At 53.3% G+C, this 21,380-nt stretch carries 24 protein-coding genes and 2 tRNA genes; 13 read left to right on the forward strand and 13 right to left on the reverse strand.

Annotated features, from left to right (window positions below):
• From VF399_05480 to VF399_05510, 7 genes are read right to left on the reverse strand one after another with little or no spacing between them, the layout of a single operon-like run.
• Window positions 1-420, reverse strand: coding sequence for an NADH-quinone oxidoreductase subunit B family protein (locus VF399_05480; protein HEX7319791.1), 420 nt, complete (start codon window positions 418-420; stop codon window positions 1-3).
• A 1-nt stretch (window position 421) separates the two neighbouring features.
• Window positions 422-760, reverse strand: coding sequence for a hypothetical protein (locus VF399_05485; GenBank protein HEX7319792.1), 339 nt, complete (start codon window positions 758-760; stop codon window positions 422-424).
• Between the two features lie 3 nt (window positions 761-763).
• Window positions 764-1,072 (reverse strand): NADH-quinone oxidoreductase subunit K, encoded by a 309-nt coding sequence (locus VF399_05490; GenBank protein ID HEX7319793.1) that lies wholly within the window; start codon window positions 1,070-1,072, stop codon window positions 764-766.
• Window positions 1,065-1,547: an NADH-quinone oxidoreductase subunit J gene (locus VF399_05495; GenBank protein ID HEX7319794.1), complete on the reverse strand. Its 483-nt coding sequence runs from the start codon at window positions 1,545-1,547 to the stop codon at window positions 1,065-1,067. Before VF399_05495 ends, VF399_05490 begins: the two co-directional genes overlap by 8 nt.
• Window positions 1,548-1,553: 6 nt before the next feature.
• Window positions 1,554-3,035: a proton-conducting transporter membrane subunit gene (locus VF399_05500; protein HEX7319795.1), complete on the reverse strand. Its 1,482-nt coding sequence runs from the start codon at window positions 3,033-3,035 to the stop codon at window positions 1,554-1,556.
• 16 nt (window positions 3,036-3,051) lie between these two features.
• Window positions 3,052-4,917 carry a proton-conducting transporter membrane subunit gene (locus tag VF399_05505; GenBank protein ID HEX7319796.1) on the reverse strand — a complete coding sequence of 622 codons (1,866 nt, stop codon included), beginning with the start codon at window positions 4,915-4,917 and terminating at the stop codon, window positions 3,052-3,054.
• Window positions 4,914-6,353 (reverse strand): NADH-quinone oxidoreductase subunit L, encoded by a 1,440-nt coding sequence (locus VF399_05510; GenBank protein HEX7319797.1) that lies wholly within the window; start codon window positions 6,351-6,353, stop codon window positions 4,914-4,916. Before VF399_05510 ends, VF399_05505 begins: the two co-directional genes overlap by 4 nt.
• A 152-nt stretch (window positions 6,354-6,505) precedes the next feature.
• Between VF399_05510 and VF399_05515 the strand changes: the two genes are divergently transcribed.
• The 11 genes from VF399_05515 (at window position 6,506) to VF399_05565 (ending at window position 15,826) form a co-directional block, all read left to right on the forward strand.
• Window positions 6,506-6,751 (forward strand): hypothetical protein, encoded by a 246-nt coding sequence (locus VF399_05515; GenBank protein HEX7319798.1) that lies wholly within the window; start codon window positions 6,506-6,508, stop codon window positions 6,749-6,751.
• Window positions 6,752-6,822: 71 nt separating this feature from the next.
• Window positions 6,823-7,767 carry a phosphate ABC transporter substrate-binding protein gene (locus tag VF399_05520; GenBank protein HEX7319799.1) on the forward strand — a complete coding sequence of 315 codons (945 nt, stop codon included), beginning with the start codon at window positions 6,823-6,825 and terminating at the stop codon, window positions 7,765-7,767.
• Between the two features lie 100 nt (window positions 7,768-7,867).
• Window positions 7,868-9,274, forward strand: a complete 1,407-nt coding sequence (locus tag VF399_05525; GenBank protein ID HEX7319800.1) for a tetratricopeptide repeat protein — start codon at window positions 7,868-7,870, stop codon at window positions 9,272-9,274.
• A gap of 67 nt (window positions 9,275-9,341) precedes the next feature.
• Complete coding sequence (locus tag VF399_05530) at window positions 9,342-10,178, forward strand: MotA/TolQ/ExbB proton channel family protein (protein ID HEX7319801.1); 837 nt, start codon at window positions 9,342-9,344, stop codon at window positions 10,176-10,178.
• 15 nt (window positions 10,179-10,193) lie between these two features.
• Window positions 10,194-10,883 carry a biopolymer transporter ExbD gene (locus tag VF399_05535; protein HEX7319802.1) on the forward strand — a complete coding sequence of 230 codons (690 nt, stop codon included), beginning with the start codon at window positions 10,194-10,196 and terminating at the stop codon, window positions 10,881-10,883.
• 1 nt (window position 10,884) lies between these two features.
• Window positions 10,885-11,454: a biopolymer transporter ExbD gene (locus tag VF399_05540; GenBank protein ID HEX7319803.1), complete on the forward strand. Its 570-nt coding sequence runs from the start codon at window positions 10,885-10,887 to the stop codon at window positions 11,452-11,454.
• Window positions 11,455-11,456: 2 nt separating this feature from the next.
• Window positions 11,457-12,218, forward strand: a complete 762-nt coding sequence (locus VF399_05545) for an energy transducer TonB (GenBank protein ID HEX7319804.1) — start codon at window positions 11,457-11,459, stop codon at window positions 12,216-12,218.
• Between the two features lie 169 nt (window positions 12,219-12,387).
• Window positions 12,388-12,657 carry a 30S ribosomal protein S20 gene (gene rpsT, locus VF399_05550; GenBank protein HEX7319805.1) on the forward strand — a complete coding sequence of 90 codons (270 nt, stop codon included), beginning with the start codon at window positions 12,388-12,390 and terminating at the stop codon, window positions 12,655-12,657.
• A gap of 143 nt (window positions 12,658-12,800) precedes the next feature.
• Window positions 12,801-13,934 carry a M48 family metallopeptidase gene (locus VF399_05555; protein HEX7319806.1) on the forward strand — a complete coding sequence of 378 codons (1,134 nt, stop codon included), beginning with the start codon at window positions 12,801-12,803 and terminating at the stop codon, window positions 13,932-13,934.
• A gap of 95 nt (window positions 13,935-14,029) precedes the next feature.
• Window positions 14,030-14,932, forward strand: a complete 903-nt coding sequence (locus VF399_05560; GenBank protein ID HEX7319807.1) for a transposase — start codon at window positions 14,030-14,032, stop codon at window positions 14,930-14,932.
• Between the two features lie 144 nt (window positions 14,933-15,076).
• Window positions 15,077-15,826 (forward strand): energy transducer TonB, encoded by a 750-nt coding sequence (locus tag VF399_05565; protein HEX7319808.1) that lies wholly within the window; start codon window positions 15,077-15,079, stop codon window positions 15,824-15,826.
• A 75-nt stretch (window positions 15,827-15,901) separates the two neighbouring features.
• Here VF399_05565 and VF399_05570 read toward each other — a convergent pair whose 3' ends face one another.
• From VF399_05570 to VF399_05595, 6 genes are all read right to left on the reverse strand, one after another.
• Complete coding sequence (locus VF399_05570; protein HEX7319809.1) at window positions 15,902-17,125, reverse strand: hypothetical protein; 1,224 nt, start codon at window positions 17,123-17,125, stop codon at window positions 15,902-15,904.
• A 54-nt stretch (window positions 17,126-17,179) separates the two neighbouring features.
• Window positions 17,180-18,109 carry an ACP S-malonyltransferase gene (locus VF399_05575; GenBank protein ID HEX7319810.1) on the reverse strand — a complete coding sequence of 310 codons (930 nt, stop codon included), beginning with the start codon at window positions 18,107-18,109 and terminating at the stop codon, window positions 17,180-17,182.
• Complete coding sequence (gene acpS / locus VF399_05580; protein HEX7319811.1) at window positions 18,106-18,492, reverse strand: holo-ACP synthase; 387 nt, start codon at window positions 18,490-18,492, stop codon at window positions 18,106-18,108. Before acpS ends, VF399_05575 begins: the two co-directional genes overlap by 4 nt.
• A 16-nt stretch (window positions 18,493-18,508) precedes the next feature.
• Window positions 18,509-19,120 (reverse strand): Mov34/MPN/PAD-1 family protein, encoded by a 612-nt coding sequence (locus tag VF399_05585; protein HEX7319812.1) that lies wholly within the window; start codon window positions 19,118-19,120, stop codon window positions 18,509-18,511.
• Between the two features lie 2 nt (window positions 19,121-19,122).
• Entirely contained in the window at window positions 19,123-20,565 is a 1,443-nt protein-coding gene (gene gltX, locus VF399_05590; protein HEX7319813.1) for a glutamate--tRNA ligase, read from the reverse strand.
• 18 nt (window positions 20,566-20,583) lie between these two features.
• Window positions 20,584-20,672: transfer RNA gene (locus tag VF399_05595), tRNA-Ser, on the reverse strand.
• A 177-nt stretch (window positions 20,673-20,849) separates the two neighbouring features.
• On the opposite strand from VF399_05595, the gene VF399_05600 reads away from it, so the two are divergent.
• Both VF399_05600 and VF399_05605 read left to right on the forward strand, forming a co-directional pair.
• Window positions 20,850-20,933, forward strand: a tRNA-Ser gene (locus tag VF399_05600).
• 12 nt (window positions 20,934-20,945) lie between these two features.
• Window positions 20,946-21,374: a thioesterase family protein gene (locus VF399_05605; GenBank protein ID HEX7319814.1), complete on the forward strand. Its 429-nt coding sequence runs from the start codon at window positions 20,946-20,948 to the stop codon at window positions 21,372-21,374.
• The last annotated feature ends 6 nt before the right edge of the window (window positions 21,375-21,380 follow it).

Below are 21,380 nucleotides of genomic sequence, written 5' to 3' on the forward strand. Positions count from 1 at the left end.
TCATAATGAACCTAACAATTTGGCCACGCCGTCAATGACCGCGTCGGGCCGCACCGGGCATCCCGGGATATAGGCGTTGACCGGTATAATCTGGTCAATGCCGCCCAGCATGCTGTACGCGCCCCGGTACACGCACCCGGAACATGCGCATGCGCCCACGGCCACGACGAACTTCGGATCCGGCGTCTGCTCGTAGATCCTGATCACCCGGTCCCTGGTCTGAAGCGTCGCCGGCCCCGTGGCGATAATAACGTCGGCATGACGCGGCGTGGCTTTGAGAAGCACGCCGAACCGTTCCAGGTCGAACCGCGGCATCAAAGCCGCGAGGATCTCGATATCGCACGCGTTGCAGGCGCCCGTGTTCAAATGCAGGATCCAGGGCGATTTAATCCGTGACCAGCGCACTAATCTTTGCAGCATCTTAACTCCTTGTGATCAACGCCAGAACCGAAAGGAAGATCATCCCCAGGTAGAACAGGCCGAAGATGACGATCGGGCCGGTCGGCAGCGTGGCCACGACCAGGGCGGCCACGTGCATCATGGTGAAGAACAGGGCGATGAAGAAGAACAGCCGGTAACCGAACTGCACCTTCACACCCGGGACATCCTCGCCGCACGCGTACGAGGTCAGCTTACCGCCGACATTTTTCAGTTTCGGCGCCATGAGGCTGCCGATATAGTAAAGCAGGTAAAAGAACAGCAGGAAAACGACAAACGCGACCGGCGGGGAAATGAGAAATTCAATGGCGCTCTGGATCATGCATTATCCTTTCAGTTTTGTCAGTTTCCTGATATCAAGACTGCCCGTATGCTTGTAGATATTGATGATGATCGCCAGCGCGGTCGCCACGACGCTCACCTCCACGACAATGAAGGTGATGGCGAGGCTCTGCGCGAACAGGACGCTCTGTCTTGCCCAGCCGGTCGCCATCAGCGCCAGCGTGATGCCCTTGGCGATCACCTCGATGCCGATGAAAAGCTTGATCAGATTCTTCATGGTGAGCAGGCAATAGATGCCGATGAACAGCAGCACGGCCACGAAGCTCATATCCAGGTACCAGGCGCTATTCATCTTTCCTCCCCGACTTCCGGAAGAGCGCGAGGACGGAAAAAACGCCGGCAAATATGACGCCGATCTGCGCGACCAGGTCGAACGTCCGCTGGTACCAGAAAACGTCCCCGAACGTCCGCTGCTCGGCGGCACCCGGGATACTGATCAATCTGCCAATTAGCGATCTCATGACCAAAAAGTCGACGATCAGGAAAGCGGCAAAAAACAGCGGGAAAATGATCACCGGCAGCTTGCTTTCCTTCACGTCGCCGGAGTCCTTGGTGAGCGCGATCGTGGAAACGAACAGCACCGTGATCAGACCGGCGACCACTGAGATCTCGAAGACGCCGATGTACGGTGCGTTGAAAGTGAAAAATACGACGGCCAGGAAAATACTGGCCACGGCCAGGCTGATCGCGGCTTTGAGTAGGTCCCTCAGCAAGACCGCAACGACGGAAAAGACCACCAGGCCGGCAAGCAGTGCGATATGCATCATCGTCTCCTAAAACCCCATCCCGTGCAGGGCATTGATGATCCCCGCGCTCAAAACCGCGGCCGCGGGCTGGATCCAGGTTTTCATCACCAGCGGGAAGAAGACCCCGATCGCGATGCACAGCAACCCCAGGATCACGGTCGAGAACGTCATCCAGAACGGGGCTTCCTTGACATTCTGCCAGGTTTCGTTGAGCTTGCCGAAGAACGCGCGGCGCTGGATCAGCAGGTAATACCATAATGTCAGGATGCCTGCCAGGACCGCGATCACCGCGAATCCGTACTGCCGTGCCTCGACCAGCGCGATGACGATAATAAGCTTGGACCAGAACCCTCCCAGGGGCGGCACGCCGGCAATGCTCAGCGAGCCGATGACGGTCGTGGCTGCGGTAAAGGGCATGCGTTTCCCCAGGCCGCCCATGGCGTCCAGCGCCCTGGTGCCGGTGGCTTGCTGGACCGACCCCGAATTCAAGAACAACAATGACTTGGCGACCGCGTGGTTGAGCACGTGGAACAACGCGCCCAGGATCCCGAGCGGCGTCCCCAGGCCAAGCCCCAGGACGATGTAGCCGATCTGACTGATCGAAGAGTAAGCGAGCATGCGCTTGAGATCGTTCTGCCCCAGGGCGAGCAGGGCGCCGGCAAGGATCGAAATCGTTCCGAGGTACAGCATTACCTGGGACAATGCCGCATTGAAACCGAACACGTTAAAGAATATCCTGGTCATTGCATATATCCCGGAGACCTTGATGAGCAGGCCGGACAGCATCGCCGAGATCGGCGCGGGCGCCGAAGGATGCGCGTCGGGCAGCCACGCGTGGAACGGCACGATCGCCGCTTTCAGGCCGAACCCAGCGAGGAAAAGCGCCGTGCAGAACCCAACCGCGTATTTAGCCTTCAGGTCCGCAAACCCCGCCGCGACGCCGCTGATGTCGACCCGGCCGGTGAAACCGAAGATGACCGCGATCGAGACCAGGATAAAAGCCGAGGTGACCGAAGAAAGCATTAGGTACTTGAACGATGCCTCGAGTTCGTCATGACCTAAGCCGAAAGCGACCAGCCCGTAAGAGGCGACCGCCGCGACCTCCAGGAAAAGGTAGATGGTGAAAAGGTCGTTGGTCAGCACCAGCCCGTTCATGCCGGCGATCATAATAAGGAGGAGCGCGTAATAATTCGCCTTGGCGCCGTAATGCTCCATGTAATCAATGGAGAACAGCGTCACGCACAAGCTCACCAGAGCAATGGTCACGATCATGAAAAGGCTGAACGCGTCAAGCGCCAGGACGATATTGACCGGCTGGTCCATAAAGAATATGCGGTGCACCGCGGAACCCGCGGCCACCAGCTGCCGGCCCGATGTCAGCGCGTAGCCGAGGAGAAAGACCATGGTCAGGTTCGCGAGCAGGTCCGGCAGGAACCGGCGCGATATCTTGCCGATCAGCGGCAGCAAGCTGGCAACCACCAATGGCACCACGATAAATAAAACGATCATTCTGGTCTCCCCATTTTCATCTCAGCAGGGCGCTGATCGCCCACACGATCGCGACCAGGCCGGCAATGCACCACGCCAGGTAGTTCGCGTAGTGGCCGTTGTGCGCGTACTGCAGGAGCCGGGTGAAGACCTGGCCCGTAAAAGTGACGATCTTTTCAAGGAAATAATCGAACGTCCGGTCAAGGCTGTAATACAGCCCTTTTGCCAGCAGGCGCAGGAATTTGACGCCCTGTTCATAGATATCGAAGACGCGGGCTTCAGACCAGTCATACAGTGTTTTCAACACGGGCAGCTTGTGGATCGGTTCCGAGGCCAGGTACGCCTTTTTTCCGCCCCGGTTCCAGCCGTAGAAATGCAGCCCGAGCGCGATCAGGAGGCATCCCATCGAGATAAGGGCGATCGGGGACGCCAGGCTGAGTGCATGCGATGAAAATTCAATATGCTCTCCCGCGCTCACGTGGCCTTCAAGGATCGGTTGGATGAAAAGTTTGAGCGGCAGGGCGTTGTATACGCCAAAGAGAATGGACAGTACAGCCAGGATCAGGATCGGAATCAGGTACGGGCTTTCGCTCTCTTTCACTTCCTTTATTTCGCTCGACCGAGGCCCCAGGAAAATCGAGTGCCCGGCTTTAAGGAACGACGCGAAAGTGAAGATCGCGCCGACCCATGCCGCGATGGTGAAAATCTTGAAACCGGTCTCAAAGGAACCGTGGAAGATCATCTCTTTCGAGACGAACCCGTTGAGCGGCCAGATCCCGGAGATCGCCGCGGCGAGCACGAGGTAGCCGATGGCCGTGATGGGCATGTCCTGGCGCAGACCGCCGAGCTTTTTCATTTCCGTGGTCCCGGTCCGATGCTCGACCGAACCGGCGCACATGAACAGACCGCTCTTGTATATGGCATTGTTAAGCATGTGGAAGATGCCGCCGGCGATACCGATCGGTATGCCGGTACCCACGCCGAGCACCATGTAACCGAACTGGCTGATCGCGTGGAACGACAGCAATTTCTTGAAATCTTTCTGGATCAACGCCATGAGCACGGCCAAGACAATGGTCACGGCGCCGATCGTCATCATCACGACGCACAGGGCACTGTTCGCCTTAAGCACGAAGAAATCGAGCGAGACGCGTGTCAGCAGGTAAATGCCCAATAGTTTTTCCAGCGCGCCGGGCAGGAACGCCATGACCGTCACGGGCGCGTCCAGCGCGGCGTCGGGGATCCAGGTATGGAACGGCATGGACCCGCCCTTGCCCAGGGCGCCGATCATCATCAGGATAAAACTCGCGGCGGCTAGGCCGACGGGCTCGATATGAAGCTGTGACATCCTGACGGTCCGGGTAAGGTACCAGAGGATTGAAACACCCAAGATCAGGCAAAAATCGGTCAACCCCACGATGATGAAACTCTTCACGGCGGTCTTGTACGCCTCCTTGCCGCCGAGCGTGATCAGACCGTACAAGGTCACGAGCAGGCCTTCCCAGAAAAATATGAGGACAATGAAATTATCGGCTAGGACCGCGCCGTTGGCCAGGGCCGCGGTGAGGAAAAGATAAGTGTAATATTCGCGGATCCGCGCGTGGCCCGCCATTTTCAACGACGAATAGACCGTGACCAGCAACAGAAAGCTGTTGATCGCGAGCAGGATAAAGCTGCTGAAATGATAAAGCCGCAGGTCAAAACCGATCCCGTCGTCCACCCAGGGAACCGTGAACTCCAGGTCTTTTACCTTGAACAGCACGCAGGCGACATAAAAGACCACGAGTGCGCCCACGATCGTCAGGACTTCCCGCACCAGTTTCACGTTCCTGGGGATTAAAAAGACCAGCAGCGCCACGGCCGCGGGGATCAGAATCGGTAGCAGTAATGAACTCTCGCTCATTGCACCCACCTCAGTATCTGAATGGTCGCCATCGACACGATCTTCATTGGATACGCGATGAAGATGCCGGCCAGCAGTGACAGCACGGCGAGGGTCACGACGACGAACAGCATGGAATTGGTTCCTTCCTTATTATTACCAATGCCCGGCTTCGGCTCACCCAGGAATATACCATGGAAGAGCCGGAAAAGGTAGAACATGGTCATGACCGCGGTGAACAATGCCAGCGCCGCGATCGGGATCTTATGGGCGTCGACCGTCCCCATGATGACCATGAGTTTGGAGAAAAATCCGCCGAACGGCGGGATCCCGATAACGGATAATGCGCAGAAAATAAAAGCGGTCGCGGTCAAAGGCATGGCTTTGATCAGACCGCCGAGTTCCCGGATATCGCGCTTGTGGGCCGTATGCTCAACGACGCCCGCGCACAGGAACAGACCGGCCTTGGCCAGGCCGTGCATGAGCAAGAACGCCAGTGCGCCGCTGACTCCGAGCTGGTTATTGCACGACAGCCCCAGGAAAATATAGCCCAGCTGGCTCACGGTCGAATAGGCGAGGATCCTTTTCATATCGTGCTCCACGATCGCCGCGCCCGCCGCCACCAAACTCGAGATCGCGACGATCCACGGGATCGCCTGCAGCCATCCGGCCGGCAGCTGGAATGTGTAGCAGAAGAGCCGGGCATAGGCGTACACGCCGATCTTTACCAGCACGGCGGCGTGCAGCAGCGACGTGACGGTCGAGGGCGCGATACCGGCATCGGGCAGCCAGGTATGCAAGGGCACGCTGGCCGATTTCGAGAACATCCCGATGAGGATGCAAAGCACGGCAATCCCCGGGATCGCGACCCCGCGCATGAGCGTAAGGTCAAAGGTCTTGGTCTGGCTGTAGATCAGAATAAAACCCAGCAGCATGACGACTGCGCCGAAGAAGGTCACAAGGAATGACTTGTCGGCCTTGATGATGTGTTCTTTCAAACGGTAAAAACCGATCAGACGCCAGCTGCAGATGGCGGTTATTTCCCAGAACAGGTACATGAAGACTAAATTGGCCGAGAATACGAGCCCCATCATCGCGCCGACGAACAATAGGACCATCAGATAGTATTCGTTCTGGGCATCGTCATGGCTCACGTAGCCGATGGAATAGATCACGATCAGGGCGCCGATCGAAGACGAAACGATCGACATTAAAATGGCCAGGGAATCAATGATGATCGTGAAATCCAGGCCCAGGACCAATGACCGGTGGATGACCAGCTCGCCGCCGCTGAGCGCGAACGGGATCAGCAGCAGCGGGAAGAGCGCCGTCGCCAGCGCGATCAGGACCGACCACAGGGACCGGAATGATTTTGATATCAATGAAGCGAAGGGGATGGTAAGCGAGCCGATGATGGGGACGAATATTGTTAACAGGGTTAGTGTTTCAATGTTCATAAATCAGTATTTATTATAATCAGCCATTAAAGAATGTCAATACAAAAAACAGCTGAGCGACTGCTCATTGACACGGCTGTAAAAAGTAATATAATGTTTCCCTTTGTAAACCAGGGATATGATGATAAACCGATCTATGGAACGCAAGTAAGATGCCGATAATCGAGATCCTTAAACGGATCATGGTTCAGCGCCGGCTCGTCTATCACTTTTTTTCCGGGCTCATGTTCCTGGCGTTGAGCGTCACGTTGTTCTTCTGGTCGGGCCGGCTCGTGACTTTTTTCAATGTCCGGCTGTTCAGCATCCTTTTGTTCGCTTACGCCGTGTACCGATTCATCGTGTTTACCTGGCTCCTCCGCAAGGAACTGCGCGATCCCGGCAATGGTAACGGGCCTTAACGCCGGGCATAGGACAGGACGACCCTTGACTTTTAATATAAAAAATATATAATTACGATGGAATTATTTTCATGAGATCATCTTTCAGTACTATCTCACGAACCGGGTCGCGCCGCGGTCTTCTGGCGGCATTTATCGCGGTATTATGCGCCTTAAGTGTCACCTGCAGCGAAACCAAGGAATCCGCGGTCGCCGGATACATCACCGTCAAGGGCGAGGAAGAGCTCTTGCCCATGATGATGGACGAGGCGTACGCGTTCATGGACCTCTACGCAAAAGCGAAGATCCTGGTCCTGGACGGCGGGTCCAACTATGCGCTGATGTCCATTTTCATTGACTCGGCGCAGATCGCTTATACCACGCGCGCCATCACGGCCGACGAAATGGACCGCGCCAAGAAGGGCATGTTCGTTGTTAATGAATACAAGATCGCCAAGGACGGCATTGCGATCGTGGTTAACCCGGTGAACCCGATAAGCAACTTGACAATCGACCAGGTAAAAAAGATCTTTACCGGCAAGATCACCAACTGGTCAGCGGTCAAGGGACCGAACTGGCCGGTTCGTGTATGCATCTGGAACGAAACCGCCGGAACATTCAATTATTTCCAGGACAGCATACTGGGCGGCGAAAGTTATGCACGGCAAAGCCGGCGTTTCGAATACACGGAGGCGCTCGTACGCGCGATGTATGAGGAAAAAGGCGCGGTCAGCATGATCTCAATGGCGCGATTGTACCGGACCTGGAGCCCGCTGATCGAAGAAACAAGGCTCAAGGCACTGGCGATCCGCCGCGATGCCAAGTCCGACCCAGTCCTTCCCGACGAGTATACTGTGCACGACGGGACATACCCGTTCAGCCGTTTCGTGTATCTGTATACGGCCAATGAACCCAAAGGGCTTGCTTCCGGCTTTATCACATATATTATAGCCAATCCGGGCCAGAGAACTATCGCCGCCAATGGATTGGTGCCGATAACCATTCCTGTCAAATACGACACGGGTGACAGCCTATGACCTTGAAAATCAACGAAATTTCACGGCAATTTAAAGAAAAACATGGAATATTTAATACGTTTTCTTTGTATTATATTATAGCTATTGATTGGAGGCTTAAATGAAAAGAACCGCTTTAGCCGTTGTCCTGCTTTTGGGCTTCGGCTGTTCCGTGTCCGTGGATAAGCTAGTAAAACACGGCATCGCGCTCAGAGATTCCGGCAAATACGAAGAAGCCATCAGCCAGTTCCAGGAAGCCCTGAAAGCAAAGCCAAAGCACGCGGAAGCGAATTTCGAAATGGGACTTACGCTGTACAAAAAATACGACTGCGGGAACGCGGTCCCTTACCTCCAGAATGCCTCCAAATACGGTTACAACGAACTCAAGGTCCACATCACCCTTGGTAATTCGTACCAGATGTGCGGCATGGGACAGGAGGCGATCATCGAGTACCAGCTAGCCCTGGAACTGCTGCCTAAAAACCCTGAGCTCCATACCCTGCTGGGCGACGCATACCTGCAGAGAAGCGGCAGCGCCGGGTTGGCGCAGAATGAGTACACCACGGCACTGGAACAGGACACCGCGTTCGTCCCGGCGATCGTGGGGATGGGCAACTATTACAAGTATCTCCGGCAGACCGACCAGGCGATCGCCCAGTACGAAAAAGCGAAAGTCATAAATCCCAGATACGCCCAAACATACATGCAGCTGGGCCTGGTGTGGATCGAAAAAAAGGAATATGACAAAGCGATCACCGAACTGGGTAAATACATAACCCTGGCGCCGCGCGATCCCAAGGGGTACTCCAAGATCGCCGAGATCTATGAACGCACCAAGGATTACGATAACGCCATCAAATACATGCAGTACGCTATCGCCTATGGAGATACCAGCACTAACGCGCTGCGGGTCATGAGTTTTCTGTACAACCGCTCCAAGCGGTTCCTGGAAAACAAGGAGGTCCTGAAGAAAATTCTGGACCGGGCACCCGATGACATGAACATCTGGATGGAGCTGGCAAAAATGTACGCGCTCACAAAAGATTCTGCCCAGCTTGCCATCGACGCCTATAACCGGGTCCTGGGCCTGGATCCGTCCAAGCTCTCGACCCTGTCGTTCACGCTTGGTCTTGCTTATTACCAGATCGCAAAATATGACTCGGCAGTCATAATGTTCACTAAAAAAATTGAGCTCGATTCCCTTGCCGCCGGAGCCTATATCAACCGGGCTCTTGCCTATATTCAGCTCAATAAATACGATAAGGCGCGGGCCGACCTGGAAAAAGGCATTAAGATCCAACCCAATCATACCCAGGCACATCTGTGGCTGGGCGGGATCTATGCCTATCAAAATCTCAAGGCCAAAGCCCGGGCCGAATTTAATAAAGTTCTGAAATTGGATCCCGGAAACAAGGATGCCAAAAAAGCATTGAGAGATCTCGCAGCAGTCGCGCGGCCACCGGTCGAAGATTACAATGATTACATTGACGATGAAATATACACGTCAGGCGATTCTCTGCAGCCATGATCGCAATGATGACCTTGGTGGTTGAAATGTGCGCTCGAACTGAAACCAATCCAAAAAGGAGGTAAGAATGTCTGGAGCTTTTGAAGGACTGCGCAATGCGCCAGTAGCCGCAAAATTAATCCTGTCACTCGGTATCCCCGCTGCACTGGCTATCGGTATCGGTATTGCTCTTGCGTTTGTTAAAAAAGTCGGATTGCTCACCTTGCTTCTCTACATCTGCAACCTGATCATTACATTTATCATCTTCCAGGTTCTGCCTGATTTTGTGCGCGCCGGCGGACCCCTGGTCGGTGCCTTGATCTTCGTCTTCATCCTCCTCATCACCTACATCGTGGAACGGTTCTTCACGCTCAGCCGGTCCAAAGGCAAAGGTTCAATGCAGGAATTCACCCGCAGTTACATGCATCACATCGGCGACAAGAGCTTTGACGCCGCGATCGTTGACTGCGATGCCCAGGGCGGTTCGGCGGCCACGATCCTCAAAGGCGCCATTCAGCAGGTGGTCCGCGGTTCGGGCGACAAAGCAGTCATCCTGAAGACACCGCTCGAAATACGGCGGATCTTTGAAGAAGCCGTGTCCCGTGAAACACCGCTTCTGGAAAGGAACCTTATTGCCATTACCACGATCGCGTCCATCGCGACCATGATCGGTCTTCTTGGTACGACGATCGGCATGATCCGCGCGTTCCAGGCCATGGCTCACGCCGGCGCCCCGGACGCGATCATGCTCGCCACCGGTATTTCGGAAGCGCTCTTTAACACTGCGGGCGGACTGGGCAACGCGATCATCGGTATCATCGCCAACAACTATTTTGTCAACCGTGTCGACCGGTTCACCTACGAGATCAATGAATTGGTCTACGATACCGTTGATGTTTTTGAAAGGATGTCCGAGAAAAAGTAATGGTGGAGGCCAATCATGGCAATACGTAAGAAAAGACTGCGCGTCAACATCGGCATCGACATGACACCAATGGTGGATATCGGCTTTTTGCTGGTCATATTCTTCATGAGCACATATCACGCCCGCCCGCCGGAAACAGTTACCGTTGACCTCCCACTATCACGTTCGCCTTTCAAAGTGCCTGAATCCGATGTTATGATCATAACCATACTACCGCCCTTCAGGGCGATCTCGCTGTCGGACAGCGTCAATCCCACGGATTTCGTTTCTTCGGTCTCGCGCTACCAGCTGCCTGAAGACCAGGGCGGCAGAGGGTTGAAGCGAACCCAGGCGATCGAAGAAGCCGCCCATGAGATGAAAACGCTGGAAAAGATCCAGGCGGCGCTGGCTGAGGCGGCAACCCTCACCGAGGATCAACGCAAGGCGCGTGCCGATAGCCTGATGGTATGGTGGAACCTGGGTCGCGAATCGTCGCAACCCATAAACTTGGACGTTCTCCCGATCGCGATCGTGGACGAACGTATTCGCAATCCGCGGTTAAGGCTCATCATCAAAGCCGACCAGAAGGTCGAATCCGGCGTGATCTTAAGGCTCATGGACATGCTCCAGGACCCGCGCGTCAACATGCTGCGTTTCAGCCTGATGACCATGCTCGAAGCGAGCGGTGCCGAGATGTTCGTCGCCAAGGAGAAAAAAGGAGGCTAACATGTCGCAAGTTGAAGGCGCTTCCCGAGGCGGGAAAAAACGAAGAGGGCGCATTATCAACGACCTGACGCCCATGGTCGACATCGCCTTCCTCCTGGTGATCTTCTTCATGACGACGACGGTGTTCAGGGAACCGCAGGCGATCGAGGTATCGCTGCCACCCAAAGGCACGGTGCCCACGGCGCAATCGAACGTTATCATCCTTTACATCGATTCCCTGGGTGAAACCAGCCGGCAGCTATCGGACTCGACACCGGTGCCTATCGCCATGGATTCGATCAAGCCGTACCTGCTCGCGGAAGAACGCAAGAACGTGGAAAAACAGTACATGGGTAAGGAATTCCTGCAGCAGTACGATCAACTGAAACCCGGCCGGTTACGCGACAGTCTGGAACGGTTCATCAAGAAAAGAGTATCCAAGCTTGTTGTGCTCATCGATGTCCATCAAAAATCCTTTTACCAGCAGATGGTCAGGGTGATGGACCAGGTGCAGCAGGCAAAGATGGCTCGTTTCAGTATTGTTCCCCATATTGAAGAGATCCCAACCACGAAACCGAAGGGAGGTAAGTAATCATGAACCCCATAACTGCTCAAATCGCATTACCTTCTTTGGGTAAAAGAAGCCCGATCCTGACGTTCTACCAGCGGAACCTGAAGTTGGCTTATTACCTGACCAACTTCGGACTCCTGGCTTTGATCCTCTTGATCTTTGGTTACATCAGGTATCAGGCATGGCGTCTCGAGGAGTTTAAGAGGAAAGGCATGACTGACTCCGGCAAGAAGATCATCTCCCTGACCTATGCGCAGCTCGGTCCGCCGCCGTCCATTCAGGGCGCCGACGCGGCCGGCGCGCCGCAGGCAGCTGCCGGCGCACGGCCAGCAGCTCCGGTCGTCGGCGTGCCCAAACCGGTGCCTGATGCAGAGGCGGTGATGGAAACATCGCCGGATCAATCCATGATATCCGGCACCAGCGCACTCGATGCGGGAACCGGCGGGGAAAGCGGCATGGCAACCGAGATCAAGGTCGATGAAGGCATCCCGGACATCAACGCCTACGTGCCGGTCGATATCCCGCCCAAGGCTATTGTCCAAAGGCGGCCGATCTATCCGGAGATCGCCAAGAAGGTAGGAATGGAAGGCACGGTCTTCGTCAAAATGCTCCTTGATCTTGACGGGACGATAATGCGCGTCGTGATCCTGAAAAGCTCCGGTTTCCCTCAGCTCGATACCGCGGCCGTGGTTTGCGTGTCCGACTGGAAATTCTCGCCGGCGATACAGAACAAAAAGCCGGTCCGGGTATGGCTGGGCGCGCCGGTTAAGTTCAAACTCGAGTAGCCAGGATACCGAAGCTACCGCACGCGAACGGCTAACGATAAAAAAGACGCCGGCAGCAAGGAAGTAAAGCTGTCGGCGTCTTTACTTTTGACCAATATAACACTCTTAATCGGTAACGCGACTGTTAGTCGGCGTCTTGACTTTTAATCATTTTCATATATAATATCCCATGGCAATCAAAAAACGTTCAAAGAGTGTCCTTAAGAATATCAGGCAGGCGCGCCGCCGGCACGCGGCCAATACTGCGAAGAAGCAGAAGTTGAGACTTTCGGTCAAGAAGTTAAAAAAAGCAAAATCCAAGACCGAAGCAATGAAATTGTACCGGCCGCTTCAATCGCAGATCGACAAGTTGGTGCAGGACAGCATCATCAATAAAAAGACCGCCGGCCGGATGAAATCTAAACTTTTAAGGGCGATCCAGGCGCCGACTAAGAAATAAGTATCAATATTAAATATGAAACCTCTCCCCTTGTGGGAGAGGACATAGGTGAGGGGGAATTTTATCATATGAATAACACCCTCCCCCTTACTCCCTCCCATCAAGGGAGGGGAAGCATTTAAGGCTGCCGCCTGAAACGCCCTGTGCATCCGCTGATCGACCAGGATAAGCAAGGACTGGCAAAAAAATACAAGCGGGCGAACCTCAAGATCAGTATCCCCTCGCAGATCGTTTCCGCATGTTTCCTGTTCGTACTCCTGTATTTCAACATATCCAGGGATCTCGTCGCTCGGCTCGCAGTTTTGGTATCCAGCCGTTTTGTCCTGGCATTGGTGTATTTTGCATTCTTCTATATCGCCTACACGATCTTGTCGTTTCCCTTCAGTTATCTTTCCGAGCATGCGACAGAACATAAATACGGGTTTTCTACCCAGAACTTCGCGCAGTGGTTGACCGACTACATTAAATCCCTGTTGGTCGGGCTGCTGCTGGGAACTTTGGTATTCGAGACGGTCTACGTCGTCACCTATCATACGCCGCTGCTCTGGTGGCTCTGGCTCTCCTTGATCATGATCCTTTTCAGCGTCATCCTCGCGAACCTGTTCCCGGTCGTACTCCTCCCGCTCTTTTACAAAACAACCGCGATCGAGAACGAATCGCTAAAAGAACGGATCACCGCTCTCTGTGATCAGGCATCGGTGAAATTAAAGGGTATCTACAGTATAAACCTGAGCAGCAAATCCACTAAGGCGAATGCGGCCGTGGTCGGCCTGGGCAACACCAAAAGGATCTTGATCGGCGATACGCTCATGCAGAAGTACACCGAGAATGAGGTCGTCGCCACCGTTGCCCATGAAATCACTCACTATAGAGAATCTCACATCTGGTGGCTGATCCTGTGGCAGGCGCTGATCTCGATCGGCATGTTCTTTGTATTTTCACGCATCTATCCATACGTATACCGTTGGGCTGGATTCGGTGACGTTTCCGAGATCGCCGCCTTTCCGCTGTTCGCGGTGATATTCGTGGTGCTTTCAGCCGCGGTCAAACCACTGGGTTCGGGGATCTCGCGATATTACGAAAGACGCAGCGATCTGGGCGCGCTCGTTTTGACCAGGAACGCGGACGCGTTCATCAGCCTCATGGCGAAATTCTGCAACGAGCAGCTGATCATTGCCTACCCGAACCGCCTGGTGGAATGGTACAAGTATTCACACCCGTCGCCGGGCCGGCGGATCGGATTCGCCGAGAATTGGAAGACCACGAACACGCTATAAATTGCGCGATGCATTTTTTTCCAAATCTGAATGGGGGCAGGCGTTAACTGTTAACCATATACTTGACTATGACTATTTTTTGTATATACTGATCCGTGGCAAAAAGACCGCGTCTGAAAGGAAGGGGAGTCTATCATCATATCTATGCCTGGAGCAATGACCGGCATCTGATTTTCACTAATGATGATCATTATCAAAAGTATCTGAACTTATTAGCTCGATATAGTGTGCATTATGATCTGGACATTATAGCTTATGCCTTGATGGACTGGCACGTGCATCTCTTTGTGCATGATAATCATGAAGAAATTTCACGTTTCATGAACAGTCTGCATGGCGAGTACGCGCAATATTTCAACAAGACCATCAAACGGGTTGGGCATGTTTTTGGCGAGCGATACAACAATAAAATCGTACAGGCTAATCCATATGGTTTATGGTTATCAAGATATATTCACCGCCAAGCGGTAGCGGCCCGGCTTGTGAAAGATCCTAAAAATTACCCTTGGACAAGCTATCGGGCTTACATCGGTTTACAGCCTTTGAATTTTCTGCAGCCAGGCGTAATCTGGGAGCAGTTCGGAAGTACTAAGGATAGGAAAAGCAAGGTTTTGATCTTTCGACGATATGCAGATTTTATCATAGACGGTGATGACGGACCGGTTGATTGGGGTAAAAAAACAACGCCGATAATTGGTGATCATACTTTTATTAAACGAATTGCCACTCGTATTGATAAAGAGACGGAAATGGGTACCTCTGCAAAACCGTCGTTTAAGGGCGACCTACAGGATTTGCTTAAGGCAATCAGCGCGCAGTATGATATCGACATGAAACGCCTGGTCAATCCGACCAATAAAGATGATCGGCAATTACGCAGACAGGTTTATGATATCCTGATCAATGAATATCATTTATCATTACGGACCATCGGGCGGCTGTTCCATATCTCAGCACCAGCCGTCTACAAAGCAGTCGGTAAACAATCATTCACGTAATATAAGAGAACTCAATATGGTTAACGGTTAACGCCTGCCCCTAATTTTGGTGTTTTTTTTCGCTCAATTCGGGAATAAAAAGACACTCCTCAATGTATATAAAGTAGCAGGGCCTCAAAGGGCTAGCTGAAAGGAAGGGCAATCATGAATAACATAACTCACCAAATAGCCCTACCCTCCTTGGGCGGGCGCAGCCCGATACTGCGCTTCTATCAGGTTAATCTTCGGCTCGCTTATTACCTCACGAACTTCGCGTTGCTGGTTCTGATACTGGGGATCTTCGGCTACGTCAAATACCAGGAATGGCGCCTTGATGAGCTGAAAAGAATAACCGGTAAGGACAATGGCCCGATCGTCATTGAAATACCGTACTATAAATTAGATCCACCACGGTCAATTCTACCTGATGATAATATCAACGCCCTGGTTCCCAAATCCCCAGCGCCCGTAGTCCGGGGTAATCCCGTGCCGGTACCAGATGCTGACGCGCTTGTGGAAACATCGCCTGATCAAACTGACATTGTCGGCTCCAGTATAAACGACTTAACCGCAAAAGTTGACAACGGTCAGGTAGTGATCAAAGTCAAGGATGATATCCCGGATATCGGCGAGTATGTTCCATATGACATTCCGCCAAAACCGGTCGTCCAGAAACCGGCAGAATATCCGGAGATCGCCAGGAAAGTCGGCATGGAAGGAACGACGTTCGTCAAAATGCTCCTCGATCTTGACGGTTCGGTCATGCGCGTGGCGGTACTGAAGAGCTCGGGTTTTCCGCAGCTCGACACCGCCGCGGTTAAATGCGTCCTGGACTGGAAATTTTCACCTGCCATTCAGAACAACAGGCCGGTGAGGGTATGGCTGGGCACTAATATAAAATTTAAATTGAAATAGCCGGCGCCTGCACTTTTAACCAGCATAAAACTTATATTCGGTAGCGCGACTGTTAGCCGGCGCCTTCTGAAGATCCTATTGGTTCCAGCCCGACGGCATGGTCAGCTGGTAGCCGTCGCTATATTCTGCCTGCGACACATCCCCCCAGTTAGAGCCGAAGATCACCTTGGTGCCGGCGCGGTTAATGCTGGCAAAACATTCGGCAAAATAGTTCTTTTCCACGTCGTCCGCGTTCTGGGCGGTAAAACAATTCGTATAGGCAAGTTTGATGACGCGCGGGTTAGCCTTGAGCTCGACCATGAACAGCAGGTTATCCATCCATGAATGCTCTTCGCCAGCGGGCGGGTTCTTGGCGCCATAGGTCGAAACCAGGACCCAGCCGGGTGTGGCATCGCAGTTGCCGGAAAAATGCAGACCGATATCGGTATTGATATCGAACGGGATCTGCACCAGCGGTATTTCGGTCCCGGTCGCGAGGTCGGCCATCGCGATCCAGTCGGTCGCGGTATTCTGGTAGACCATGACGTCGTTGCCACCGGCATCAAGCGCCAGGTCCATGTGGCCGTTCGCCCGCTCGGGCAGAACCACGGAGGCGTTTAAATCCAGAGAAAAAACTTCCGCGGTCTGGCTTTCATACCCGACGATCGCGTGGTTCCCGGACATGTCCATGCTCACCCAGTCCAGACCCTCGGAGAAACTCGTTTTCTGTCCGACAATGCTGTCGGTCTGTTTATCGTAAACGATCACCGATATCAGGTTCCATGACGAATCTTCGACCATGAAGCACCAGTGACGGCTGTCCAGCGAGGCGTCGCCTTCGCCGCGGTTCCTTATATAGCTGGCATTGGCAATGTCCCCGCTGAAATCATGGATCGTCGCGGACGAACCAGTGCCGATGTCATAACTCATCAACCGGGCCTGGTTCACGTAGTAAAAAATATCGGGGTCAGCCGCGTCCCAGCGCGGCTCTGGCTCCTGGTTAGCGACGCTGCTGACATCGCTCAACAGCTGGTAATTGGAGGCATCGTAGACATACCAGGTCCCGCTATTCCCCCGCATCATTATGCGCGAATCATCGTAATTATACGCGTCGTTTCGGGCATACTCGTTCTGGATCCCGGGGCCGGAATACCCGTCTGTCTCTTTGTCCGTGATCCGTACGATCGTGGTACTGTAAAGGGAATCCGTGAACGGCACTCCTTTTTCAGGAATAACTGTTTCGTTCTTCGAGCACCCCGGCAGACTGGAAATAACGACCAGCAATACACTGGCGTTCACAAACAGCTTAAGATAATTCATTGTTTCTCCCTTCCACTTTATGATATTAGTTATTAAGTGATTATGTTATTATATCTAAAGATTTTTTATAAAAGTCTCCAGCTCGGTGAAGAGCGCAACCGATTCGACCCGGATGCCGGGATCGATCTTGGCGATCAGGTCTTTCAATATTTTACTCGGCCCGATCTCAAGGATGGTAGTATACCCTAATCCCTTGAGGCTTTCGACCGCCTTTACCCAGTTGACCTGGGACAGCATCTGCTTTTTAAACGATTCGCGGATCTCCGCGCCGCTGGTCTGGACCTTATGCTCCACCACCGAGTACAGTCTGGCCGTGGTCTTGCCGAATTTCAGCGTATCAAGGAACCCCGTGAATTCATGCGAGGCAGAATTCAGGTACGGGCTGTGCCAGGCGCCTCCGACATCGAGCGGTATGCCGCGGCCGTGATTCTGAGCGGCGAACTGCGCGATCAACTTTATGCTTTCCATTGAACCCGAGATCACGACCTGGTTGGGCGCATTTATATTGGCAACGACCACCGGCTGTTTCGTTTCCTCGCTCACGCGTGCGCACTCTTTTTCGAGCATGGCGGTATCAATATTGATGACCGCCATCATGCCGCCATCCTTACCGCCTTTTTCCATGAGCAAGCCGCGTTTTTGGATCATCCCGATACCTTCATCGAACGGCAATGCCCCGCAGTAAACGATCGCGGTTGCTTCGCCCAGGCTGTGGCCAAGGCTTATTTCACCTTCCACGCCCAGGTCTTTCAAGACCTGCGCGTACGCCAGCGAGACCGCGCTGATCGCGGGCTGGGCAATGCTGGTCTGGCCGCTGGTTTTGGCCGCTTCTTCGCCCCAGAGATGTTTTACCAGGTCGAACCCGAGCACGGCGCCGGCATTGTCGATCAGTTTCTTGGCCGACGCGTATCGGTGATACAAGTCCTTACCCACGCCCGGTTTGAAAGCGCCTTGTCCGTCAAACATGAATACGATCTTTTTCATTTATCACCCCTTACCAGTATGACCATCCCGATCGCGAGCTCCTTGGTATGGCTGATGCTGACAAAGATCTCCTTCACGCCAAGCGCGTCCGCGACCTCTTTGGCTTTGCCGCTCAAAACAACATACGGCGCGCCGGTCTTTTCGTTCAGGACCGTTATCTCCTTGAACTGGATACCGCGCCGCCATCCGGTCTTTATCGCCTTCAGAACGGCCTCTTTAACCGCGAACCGACCGGCTAGTTCTTCATAAAGCAGCACGCCGCGTTCCGATAGCCTCAGCTCGCGATCGTCGAATATCTTTTTAATGAAATCCTCGGTATGCTCTACCGCCTCTTTTATGCGCGGTACTTCGATCATGTCAATGCCGATGCCGATTATGTCCATCTTGTTCCCCGCCGTATCACTTTTTCAAAATGCCAAGCCCGGTGATCGCCGGACATCGGATCTTGACGCGCTGATATTTCTTCCCGATCGCCAATGCCGCTATATAGGATCCGCCGATCTCGATCCGGTAGTCGCCGACCGTACCAACAAGGATCCCCCGGTCGCTTTCATGCCATTTAACCGAACGCTTGTTGGCATTCACGGCTACGATAATATTCAGTTCGCCGATGACCGAAGTGACCAGGTCGTCGCGCGAAGGCACCACCTTGGCTGCCGACGCGCCGAAAACAGTGTGCGAATGAAAATCGCCTATATATTCAAGGCCTTCGGATATCTTTCGCAGTATGGCGTTAACCTTTTCCGCTTTCTTTAGATCCACCGTGGCGTGGGCAAAGCCGCTTTCCGCCGTCTGATAGGGGATCGCGTACTCAACGACGAACTTGTTCTCGCCCTTGATGCCGATCAAGTATCCGATCGTTTCTTTCTTGAAGACCTCGACGGCCGAGGTAACGATCGTCAGGAAAGCGGGCAGGTTAAGGTACGCCTCGATATGCGGAGCTGCCTCTTTCATGCCTGCTGCACCGGTGCCGTTATCGATCTTGTTATTGTCCGCTGATCTTTTCTTCATGATCACCCGGCTGCTTTATCAAGGCGCCGCAGGCAACGCTCCCGGCCGATCAGTTCCATGGTTTCAAAAAGACCCGGCCCGCTGTCGGTGCCGGTAATGAACATGCGCAATGGGTGGATGACATCTTTGGCCTTGATATTCCCTTCCCCGGCGAATTTTCTCAAAGCATTCTCGATCTCACCAGCCGTAAAATCGGCGAGCTCTGCGAGTATGGCCTTGAAAGAGCGAATGACCTCAAGAGATTTTTCCGTTCTAAATTTTTTCACGGCATTTTCATCGCCGGCAAAATCATCCTTGAAGAAATAACTTGCATTGCGGATATCGCTCAGTACTTTCAGCCGCGGTCTCATCAAAGCGCACACCTTTTGGACCCATTTGTCCTTTTCCCGGTATTCGCTTTCATCCACCAGCCCGGCGCCGATCAGGAACGGTTTGACCAATGCCGCATACCTCTCATCGTTGATCTGGTTTATAATATAATGGTTGTTCATCCAATCCAGCCGCGCCTCGTCGTAGACCGCGTTCGCGGGATTGATGCGCTCCAGTGAGAACAATTCGACCATTCTTGCCTTCGCCATTATCTCTTCATCCTTGCCCGGCGACCAGCCAAGCAGGGCGAGGAAATTAACCAGCGCTTCGGGCAAGTAGCCGTCGTTCTTGTAATCCATGACCGACCGCGCGCCCAGTCTCTTGGAAAGTTTCTTCTTATCGGTGCCGAGGATCACCGGCAGGTGCGCGAAGAACGGGGGCGGCAGATTCAGCGTTTCATAGAGAAGCATTTGCTTGGGCGTATTGGCGATATGCTCAACACCGCGGATCACGTGGGTTATTTTCATCAGGGAATCATCGATCACGCAGGCGAAGTTGTATGTCGGCATGCCGTCGGACTTGAGAATGACAAAATCTTCCAGATCCGTGCCCATTTTTTCAACAACGCCGTGGATCATATCATTGAAAACTACTTTTTTGTCTATCATCACCTCGAAGCGTAATGCCGGCGATAAACCATCCGTCTTGCGCCTGGTTGTTTCTTCCACACTGTACCGGTCGCGACAGCGGTGGTGCCAATTGACCTTTCTCTTAAAATGGTCATCGCGTTCTTTCTCGATCTCCTCCTGGGTGCAGTAGCACCAGTAGACCTTGTCCTGCTCTACGAGCCTGTCAGCGTATTCTCGGTATATTGTTTTTCTCTCGGATTGAAAATACGGACCGTAATCGCCGCTCTTTTCCGGGCCTTCGTCCCAGTCCAGACCCAGCCAGCTAAGAGATTCAAGGATAACGTCGATCATTTCCCGGGATGAACGGCTGGCGTCGGTGTCCTCCACGCGCAGAATGAATTTGCCTCTGTTATGCCGGGCAAAAAGCCAGTTGTACAGCGCCGTCCGCGCGCTGCCGACATGGAAAAACCCGGTCGGACTGGGCGCCATGCGCACGCGGATTTGCATATCACTATGATCCATGAACGGAGAGGGGGAGATTCGAACTCCCGTCCCATCTTTCGACAGGAAACCGCTTAGCAAGCGGGTGCCTTCGACCGCTCGGCCACCTCTCCTTGCGATGTTGTTAAACATCGCGGCACATAGCCAATATCTTTATGTGCCGGGGGGATATTTTAGCATAAAAAGGCGCGATGTCAATCACCATTGAGTGATCTAATCGCTATTTTCCATCAGTTGACTGGTAATTAAAAATCAGTATAATTCTAAATAGCAATATTAATATGGTTTAAGGAGAGCTAGTCCTAATTGGTAAGGCAGCAGACTTGAAATCTGCCGGGAGCAATCCCATGGGGGTTCGAGTCCCTCGCTCTCCGTTCGGATCATTTATGGCAAGAATCAAGCTTGATCTACCCGAAATTTTCATTTTTTCCACGGTTGTCCATGTGCGCGTCTCCGATATCAACTACGGCGGGCATCTTGGCAACGACTCCATCCTTTCCCTGATCCACGAAGCGCGTGTCCGCTTCCTTAGTAAGTACGGGTTCAGCGAATTCAATGTCGAAGGCAGGGGTATTATCATGACCGACGCGGTCATCGTGTACAAATCGCAAGGGTTTTACGGCGATGAATTGATGATCGAAGTCACGGTTAAGGACCCCACGCGTTTAGGATGTGATTTCTATTACCGCCTGACCAACACCAAGACCGGCACGGAGGTCGCGAGGGCGAAAACCGCCGTCGTGTTCTTCGATTACCAGATCAATAAGACCGTTGAAATGCCGGTAAAATTCAAAGAGCTGTTCGCCACTGCATAAAAGCCC

The sequence above is a fragment of the bacterium genome (genome assembly GCA_036382775.1).
Classification (GTDB): domain Bacteria; phylum Hydrothermota; class Tepidihabitantia; order SM23-42; family JAOAFX01; genus DASVHD01.

Coding starts and splice junctions, on each gene's coding strand:
- VF399_05480 (HEX7319791.1), bottom strand. CDS start 420: ATGCTGCAAAGATTAGTGCGCTGGTCACGGATTAAATCGCCCTGGATC.
- VF399_05485 (HEX7319792.1), bottom strand. CDS start 760: ATGATCCAGAGCGCCATTGAATTTCTCATTTCCCCGCCGGTCGCGTTT.
- VF399_05490 (HEX7319793.1), bottom strand. CDS start 1,072: ATGAATAGCGCCTGGTACCTGGATATGAGCTTCGTGGCCGTGCTGCTG.
- VF399_05495 (HEX7319794.1), bottom strand. CDS start 1,547: ATGATGCATATCGCACTGCTTGCCGGCCTGGTGGTCTTTTCCGTCGTT.
- VF399_05500 (HEX7319795.1), bottom strand. CDS start 3,035: ATGATCGTTTTATTTATCGTGGTGCCATTGGTGGTTGCCAGCTTGCTG.
- VF399_05505 (HEX7319796.1), bottom strand. CDS start 4,917: ATGAGCGAGAGTTCATTACTGCTACCGATTCTGATCCCCGCGGCCGTG.
- VF399_05510 (HEX7319797.1), bottom strand. CDS start 6,353: ATGAACATTGAAACACTAACCCTGTTAACAATATTCGTCCCCATCATC.
- VF399_05515 (HEX7319798.1), top strand. CDS start 6,506: ATGCCGATAATCGAGATCCTTAAACGGATCATGGTTCAGCGCCGGCTC.
- VF399_05520 (HEX7319799.1), top strand. CDS start 6,823: ATGAGATCATCTTTCAGTACTATCTCACGAACCGGGTCGCGCCGCGGT.
- VF399_05525 (HEX7319800.1), top strand. CDS start 7,868: ATGAAAAGAACCGCTTTAGCCGTTGTCCTGCTTTTGGGCTTCGGCTGT.
- VF399_05530 (HEX7319801.1), top strand. CDS start 9,342: ATGTCTGGAGCTTTTGAAGGACTGCGCAATGCGCCAGTAGCCGCAAAA.
- VF399_05535 (HEX7319802.1), top strand. CDS start 10,194: ATGGCAATACGTAAGAAAAGACTGCGCGTCAACATCGGCATCGACATG.
- VF399_05540 (HEX7319803.1), top strand. CDS start 10,885: ATGTCGCAAGTTGAAGGCGCTTCCCGAGGCGGGAAAAAACGAAGAGGG.
- VF399_05545 (HEX7319804.1), top strand. CDS start 11,457: ATGAACCCCATAACTGCTCAAATCGCATTACCTTCTTTGGGTAAAAGA.
- rpsT (HEX7319805.1), top strand. CDS start 12,388: ATGGCAATCAAAAAACGTTCAAAGAGTGTCCTTAAGAATATCAGGCAG.
- VF399_05565 (HEX7319808.1), top strand. CDS start 15,077: ATGAATAACATAACTCACCAAATAGCCCTACCCTCCTTGGGCGGGCGC.
- VF399_05570 (HEX7319809.1), bottom strand. CDS start 17,125: ATGAATTATCTTAAGCTGTTTGTGAACGCCAGTGTATTGCTGGTCGTT.
- VF399_05575 (HEX7319810.1), bottom strand. CDS start 18,109: ATGAAAAAGATCGTATTCATGTTTGACGGACAAGGCGCTTTCAAACCG.
- acpS (HEX7319811.1), bottom strand. CDS start 18,492: ATGGACATAATCGGCATCGGCATTGACATGATCGAAGTACCGCGCATA.
- VF399_05585 (HEX7319812.1), bottom strand. CDS start 19,120: ATGAAGAAAAGATCAGCGGACAATAACAAGATCGATAACGGCACCGGT.
- gltX (HEX7319813.1), bottom strand. CDS start 20,565: ATGCAAATCCGCGTGCGCATGGCGCCCAGTCCGACCGGGTTTTTCCAT.
- VF399_05605 (HEX7319814.1), top strand. CDS start 20,946: ATGGCAAGAATCAAGCTTGATCTACCCGAAATTTTCATTTTTTCCACG.